This window comes from Marinobacter sp. (assembly GCF_041690615.1).
Lineage (GTDB): Bacteria > Pseudomonadota > Gammaproteobacteria > Pseudomonadales > Oleiphilaceae > Marinobacter.
The window spans coordinates 13,852-20,530 of the sequence record NZ_JAWLGY010000037.1; the positions used below are offsets into that span (position 1 = coordinate 13,852).

General features: G+C 60.7%; 7 protein-coding genes. 5 read left to right on the forward strand and 2 right to left on the reverse strand.

Annotated elements, in window-relative coordinates; translation table 11 throughout:
• Positions 1-5 precede the first annotated feature (5 nt).
• From ACESMZ_RS16865 to ACESMZ_RS16885, 5 genes are all read left to right on the forward strand, one after another.
• Positions 6-2,747, forward strand: a complete 2,742-nt coding sequence (locus ACESMZ_RS16865; RefSeq protein WP_372973048.1) for a ribonucleoside-diphosphate reductase subunit alpha — start codon at positions 6-8, stop codon at positions 2,745-2,747.
• A gap of 172 nt (positions 2,748-2,919) precedes the next feature.
• On the forward strand, positions 2,920-3,978 hold the full coding sequence (locus ACESMZ_RS16870) for a ribonucleotide-diphosphate reductase subunit beta (RefSeq protein ID WP_372973041.1): 1,059 nt from the start codon (positions 2,920-2,922) through the stop codon (positions 3,976-3,978).
• A gap of 81 nt (positions 3,979-4,059) precedes the next feature.
• Positions 4,060-4,593, forward strand: a complete 534-nt coding sequence (locus tag ACESMZ_RS16875; protein WP_372973042.1) for an LPD1 domain-containing protein — start codon at positions 4,060-4,062, stop codon at positions 4,591-4,593.
• Positions 4,594-4,730: 137 nt separating this feature from the next.
• Positions 4,731-5,264 carry a hypothetical protein gene (locus ACESMZ_RS16880; protein ID WP_372973043.1) on the forward strand — a complete coding sequence of 178 codons (534 nt, stop codon included), beginning with the start codon at positions 4,731-4,733 and terminating at the stop codon, positions 5,262-5,264.
• A gap of 31 nt (positions 5,265-5,295) precedes the next feature.
• On the forward strand, positions 5,296-6,000 hold the full coding sequence (locus ACESMZ_RS16885; RefSeq protein ID WP_372973044.1) for a lysoplasmalogenase: 705 nt from the start codon (positions 5,296-5,298) through the stop codon (positions 5,998-6,000).
• On the opposite strand, the gene ACESMZ_RS16890 is transcribed toward ACESMZ_RS16885, so the two are convergent.
• Both ACESMZ_RS16890 and ACESMZ_RS16895 read right to left on the reverse strand, forming a co-directional pair.
• On the reverse strand, positions 5,960-6,103 hold the full coding sequence (locus tag ACESMZ_RS16890; RefSeq protein WP_372973045.1) for a DUF3096 domain-containing protein: 144 nt from the start codon (positions 6,101-6,103) through the stop codon (positions 5,960-5,962). The two genes, ACESMZ_RS16885 and ACESMZ_RS16890, sit on opposite strands and share 41 nt — an antisense overlap.
• A 57-nt stretch (positions 6,104-6,160) precedes the next feature.
• On the reverse strand, positions 6,161-6,679 hold a 519-nt coding region (locus ACESMZ_RS16895), incomplete at its 5' end, for a metal ABC transporter permease (RefSeq protein WP_372973046.1).

Sequence of the window (6,679 nt, forward strand, 5' to 3'; positions counted from 1 at the left end):
CAGCCCTGGCCGAAGCACCCCCAGCCACTACCGAATCCCTCCAGGTTATCAAGCGTAACGGCACCCTGGTGGGGTTTGACCCCTCCAAGATCAGTGTGGCCGTCACCAAGGCCTTCCTTGCCGTGGAAGGCGATGCGGCCGCCGGTTCTGCCCATATCAACCATGCCGTCAAAGCTGTAACCGATCAGGTGGTCCAGGCCATCAGCCGGCGCCTGAAGGCTGGCGGCAAGGTACATATCGAGGACATCCAGGACCAGGTGGAACTGGCCCTGATGCGCGGCGAAGAGCAGAAAGTCGCAAGGGCCTATGTCCTCTACCGGGAGGAGCACGCCCGCCAGCGGGCACAGGATGAGCCGGTGGAGGCGCACCCGCACCTGACCGTGAAAAAGGCCGACGGCACCTCAGCCCCCCTGGACCTGGGGCTGATGAAACTGCAGGTGGAGCAGGCAGCCCAGGGTCTGGAAGGTATCGATGGCGAATCCCTGGTGGACGATGCCCTGCGCAATCTCTACGACGGCATCGAGGAAACCGGGGTACTCTCGGCGTTGATCATGACCGCCCGCGGTCGTATCGAGCAGGAGCCGGACTATAGCGCCGTCACCGCCCGACTGCTGCTGGAACAGATCCGTCTGGAGACCGCCGGTGCCCTTAACCTCTCGACCAGTCTCTCACTGGCGGAGGTTTATCCGCAGGCGCTCAAGGCCTTTATCCACGAAGGTATCCGCTGTGAACTGCTGGACGAGGCCCTGGCGGCCTTCGATCTGGAGCGGCTGGGTGAGGCCCTGAAGCCGGAGCGGGACCAGCAGTTCGGCTTCCTGGGTCTGCAGACCCTGTATGACCGTTACTTCCTGCACTGGAATCAGGCCCGGCTGGAACTGCCCCAGGTGTTCTTCATGCGCGTCGCCATGGGTCTGGCCCTGCGGGAGGACGATCCCAACGCCCGCGCCATCGAGTTCTACAACCTGCTGTCCAGCTTCGACTACATGGCCAGCACGCCGACGCTGTTCAACAGCGGCACCCGTCACTCCCAGCTGTCCTCCTGCTACCTCACCACCGTGCAGGATGACCTGGAGAGCATCTACGGCGCCATCCGCGACAACGCCATGCTGTCCAAGTGGGCCGGTGGCCTGGGCAACGACTGGACTCCGGTTCGCGCCCTGGGTTCCCACATCAAGGGCACCAACGGCCAGAGCCAGGGTGTGGTGCCCTTCCTGAAGGTGGTCAACGACACCGCCGTGGCGGTGAACCAGGGTGGCAAGCGCAAGGGCGCGGTCTGTGCCTACCTGGAAAGCTGGCACCTGGACATCGAGGAATTCCTGGAGCTGCGCAAGAACACCGGCGACGAACGCCGTCGCACCCACGACATGAACACCGCCAACTGGGTGCCGGACCTGCTGATTGAACGCATGCGGGAAGACCGGGACTGGACCCTGTTCTCCCCCAGTGACGTGATCGACTTGCACGACCTCTACGGCAACGCCTTCCGGGAGCGCTACGAGCACTATGAAAAACTGGCGGAGCAGGGCGAGATCACCCTCTACAAAAAAGTGTCCGCGAAACAGCTGTGGCGCAAGATGCTCACCGTGCTGTTCGAAACCGGCCACCCCTGGATCACCTTCAAGGACCCCTGCAACCTGCGCTCACCCCAGCAGCATAAAGGTGTCGTCCACAGCTCCAATCTGTGCACCGAGATCACCCTCAACACCAGTGAGGACGAAATCGCCGTGTGCAACCTGGGTTCCGTGAACCTTGCAGCCCATGTGCAGGATGGCGAACTGGACGTGCAGCGGCTGGAACGCACCGTCACCACCGCCGTGCGCATGCTCGATAACGTCATCGACATCAACTACTACGCGGTACCCCAGGCGAAAAACTCCAATCTCAAACACCGCCCGGTAGGTCTGGGTCTGATGGGCTTCCAGGACGCCCTCTACAAGCTGGGCGTACCCTACGCCAGCCCGGAGGCGGTGGAGTTCGCCGACGTCGCCATGGAGCAACTCAGCTACTTCGCCCTGCGCGCCTCCGCCACCTTGGCCGGTGAGCGGGGAACCTACGAGAGCTACGACGGCTCATTGTGGGATCAGGGCATCCTGCCCATCGACTCGGTAAACCTGCTCGGGGAACACCGCAGCGAAGGCAACTTCAGCGTCAATACCGAAACGCGCCTGGACTGGGCGCCGGTGCGGGAGCTTATTGCCCGTAATGGCATGCGTAACAGCAACGTCATGGCCATCGCACCGACGGCCACCATCTCCAACATCGTCGGTGTGTCCCAGTCCATCGAGCCGGCGTACCAGAACCTGTTCGTCAAATCGAACCTGTCCGGCGAGTTCACCGTGGTGAACCCGTCCCTGGTCCGCGACCTCAAGGCCGAGGGTCTGTGGGACAACGTCATGGTCAACGACCTCAAGTATTTCGACGGCAGCGTGCAACAGATCGACCGCATCCCCGCCGAACTGAAAGCCCGCTACGCGACGGCCTTCGAAATCGATGCCCGCTGGTTGGTGGAGGCCGCTGCCCGGCGCCAGAAATGGCTCGACCAGGCCCAGAGTCTCAACCTCTACATGGCCGAGCCCAACGGCCGCAAGCTGGACGACCTGTACCAGCTGGCCTGGGAGCGAGGCCTGAAAACCACCTATTACCTGCGCTCCCTGGGTGCCACCGGTGCCGAAAAAACGGCCCCGGTCGCCGCGCCACAGCCGCAGGTTTGTTCCATAGACGAGCCGGACTGCGAGGCTTGTCAGTAGGCGGTTACCTGCCATAGTCCGACCGGGATCTGGTCGGGTGCTTTTGGAGCAGCGCCATGGATGGCGCGGTGCAAGGTCGGCCCAGGGACGGGCCGTGAATTGCAGCGGAAAAAGCACCCGGCCAGGTCCCGGCCCCCAAAGTCCGGCCAACGAATTAGAGGTTAGAAACGACATGCTCAACTGGGACGACGAACCAAAACCCCAATCCAATACCGCGAAAACCGAGGGCCCGGCCCCGGTTAACGTGGACGATAAACGCGTCATCAACGGCGAAACCGACATTAACCAGCTGGCGCCGTTCAAGTACCCCTGGGCCTGGGAGTACTTCATGAACGCCAACAAGAACCACTGGACTCCCCTGGACGTCAACATGGCCCAGGACGTCCACGACTACCACCATCGCCTTACCGCACCGGAAAAACACGTCTACGAGAACGTCCTGGCCTACCTCACCACCTCCGACATCCTCGCCATGCGCAACATTGGCCTGGCGGTGATGGAAAAGATGAGCGCCCCGGAACTGCAGATTTACCAGGCCCGGCAGGTCTACGAGGAAGCCATGCACACCTGGGCCTACCAGCACTGCATCGAAACCCTCAACCTGGACCAGAGTGAAATCTACAACCGCTACCGCGTGGTGCCGGAAATCAACGGCAAGATCCAGATGGCCAACCGCCGCCTGGACGCCGCCATGCGCTCCGACCTCAACCTGCGCAACCGGGACGACCTGCAGGAATTCATCATGTCCTACCTGTTCTTCGCGGCCGTGTTCGAGGGTGCCTGGTTCTACAACGGCTTCAGCCCCATCTTCGCCCTGCAGCGTCGGGGCCTGATGCGGGGCACTGGCGAGCAACTGCAGTACATCCTCCGGGACGAGGCCATGCACTTCTCCTTCGGCCTGAAAGTGGTCAACCAGATCCTCGAAGAGGAAAACATCACCCTCGATCCCAAGGCGGTTCGGGCCATGTGGGACGAGTCGGAAGCGGCAGAGAAGGCCTATGCAGACTACATCCTGCGGGATCCCATCCTGGGCTATTCGGCGGAGTACCACAGTGAGCAGTTCCGGTTCGTCGCCAACCGCCGGGCGAGAACCGTAGGCCTGGAAGAGCCTTTCCCCGGGGCGAAAAACGTCTCCCCCTGGTTAGACGAACAGGCCACCCTGCGCAAGGAGAAGAATTTCTTCGAGACCCGGGTGATTGAGTACCAGACCGGCGCCCAGCTGGAGTGGTAAGTTAGGGGGCCGAGTCGGGAGGGCTTCAGGGGATTTGTCATTGGCAGGTACACTGTCGCTGAATCCGAAGTGTGAGACCCCATGCCCAGATCCTACTACCGCCGCGGGCCGGACCACCGCGGCGGTGCCCCGGTTACCTTCCTGGATGTCCGGCGACGATTCCAGTTCCGCACGGTCGAGATTGGCCGCTGGGTAACCGAGCCGGAAAAACAGGGTAGCGCCGCCCTGTTCTACGACGCCCTGTGCGATCTGATGACCATCCTGGGTGGCACCGAGACGCTGATCTCCCTGCGCGGAACCCTGGCCCTGCAGTACGGCATTGGAGGCCAGCCTGCCGTGTCCGCCCACTACACCCCGGCCACCCGCAGTTTCGCCCTGGCCAAGAACGCCGGAGTTCTCTACTTCAGCAAACCAGAAGAGCTCTGCGCCCGAGCCTTCGAGGCGTTCGTACATGACGCCGACTGCAAGAACGAGTTCCTGGTAAAGGGTACCCGGGAAACCGACGAAGCCGGTCGACACCGGGGATATCGACAGGGCCAGCGAACTTGCCAGCAGCGTATTCTGGCTGGTCATCCCATCTTTGGCATTATTTGTCGCTCTGCCGGTACTCCTTAAGCAAGGTGTCAACTTCTACCTCAGCCTCGCGGTATCGATTGGCATTACCACAACCTGTTACTGGTTAATGATCATTGTTCTCCACCATTATGGCGTAGAGCTTTAAACTATCGATAATTGCGTTTGGGGAGATATCCATGCGCTTGATCCTGGTCAGTCTGCTGCTCGCAACCCTGTTAACCGGCTGCGCCAACGTCTCACGTTTCGAGAAAGGACCGTTGGTGGCCCATGGTGAAGAAATTGATGCCTCCGGCGAACCTCTTTATTACGTGGTAGGGATAGATTTGGGGAAAGCAGGGGATTCAAGGCCTTTGGAGGCTCTGCTGAGACTGTCACCGGACAGTCCACCGGTTTCCATTGGTGATCTGCGACCGCAAGACGTTGCCCGTTACCTGCCACCCTTTATACCGCCTCCACAGTGGCCTGACTCTTGGAAGCAAAAATCCAGAGAGAACGATGTCTATACGGGGGGCGGATTCCACATCGTGTTCAGGGAGGGACGTCTGTTGTCGGTCGGGATCTGTTCCCATTGCGCCGGGGAAAGGGAGGAGCCAGTAGTTGGCACGCCGGATGGTAAGCATTGGTACGCCTTGCCGCTTACCCGGCAGCAGGTCATCGATGTATTTGGTCATCCGGACCGGGTACATAAAGTGAATGAGGTTCGATACTGAGTGAGGTGAAGATGTGTTGGAAGCAGAGCCAATGAAACCATCTCGTGTTACCGCAACCCGCCTGGTGCCATCGCTTGCCTGGCTGCTGGCCTTTGCCCTGTTTGCTCTGCTTTATATCTCCCTTCGGGACGTTTTCCCCCACGGCGTGGGGTGGTTTTTCAAGGTCATCCCTATTGCACTGCTCCTACAATTGGTGGTGGCAAAGGCGTCAGGTAAGACCCGTAACTATCTAGTTGCTGCGTTGGTGCTGTCGGGTATCGGGGACACCCTGCTGAGCCCGGATGGCCTGTTTATTCCGGGGCTGGGCGCCTTCCTGCTGGCTCAACTGACTTACACAGCGTTATTTCTCACACAGTTTCGCTGGCGGGTGGGCCGACTGCCCTGGGCGTCCGCGATCCTTGCCTACACCCTGGCCTGCACCCTGTTCATCATTCCACAGACCGGTGACCTGCAGTTAGTAACTACGGTTTATATGATCGCCATCAGCCTGATGGCGATCTCCGCCGGGTTCCGGGATGACAGTCAATTTCTCTGGGTTGCCCTGGGTGCGCTGCTCTTCATGGTCAGCGATACCCTGATTGCCATCGACAAGTTTGTCTCGCCTTTCGCCGGATCGGACGTGGCCATTATGGCCACCTACTATGCCGCGCAGTTGCTGATTTGCGTCGGGACACTAGTGTCCTGTCCTCCCGATGTTACAGGGAATGCCCCAGCAGCCCCAGCACCCCAAGAATGATCAGGTACCCGGCAACAATGTAGTTCAGCAGTTTCGGAAACACCAGTATGGCAATGCCTGCGCCCAGGCTGATCAGTGGCGCAATTTCGAGATGCAACGTCATTGTCTATCTCCTCCGGGGTGGATGTTGATCATACCGGTGAGTCTGGCAGCTATCGGGTTAATCCGAAAGTCGGCAGTTAAACGTGGCCCGCTGTCCAATCCGGGTTGCGGCCAATGCCAGAAAGCCGGCCAGAACAAGCGCCAGCACCACCGATGGTCCGGCTGGCAGATCGAAGGTGGCGGAGGCAAGCAGGCCCGCTCCCTGGCCCGTCAATGCCACGGCCGCGGCCAGCGGAATCGATCGCCCGCCCAGGTGGATGACCATCAGGGGGGCGGCAATCAGGGTGGCAAACACTACATAGACGCCGGCTACCTCGACGCTGAGGGTGATGGCCACGGAGAAAAGTACCAGGAATACCCGGCCCTGCCAGCGCGAGGGAATTGCCCATTGCCAGATGATCACGGCCACCGCTATAGCCATCAGCGGCAAAAGTGCGGCAGGAGTGACCCAAAGCAGGTCGCCGCTGAGGGTCTGGGCGAGTAGCTGGGCACCGTGGGGATCCTGGCTGACCAGCAGCGTAGCCAGACTGGCGCCCACCACGTAGAGCAGGCCGATCATGGCCTCTCGAAAGGCGGG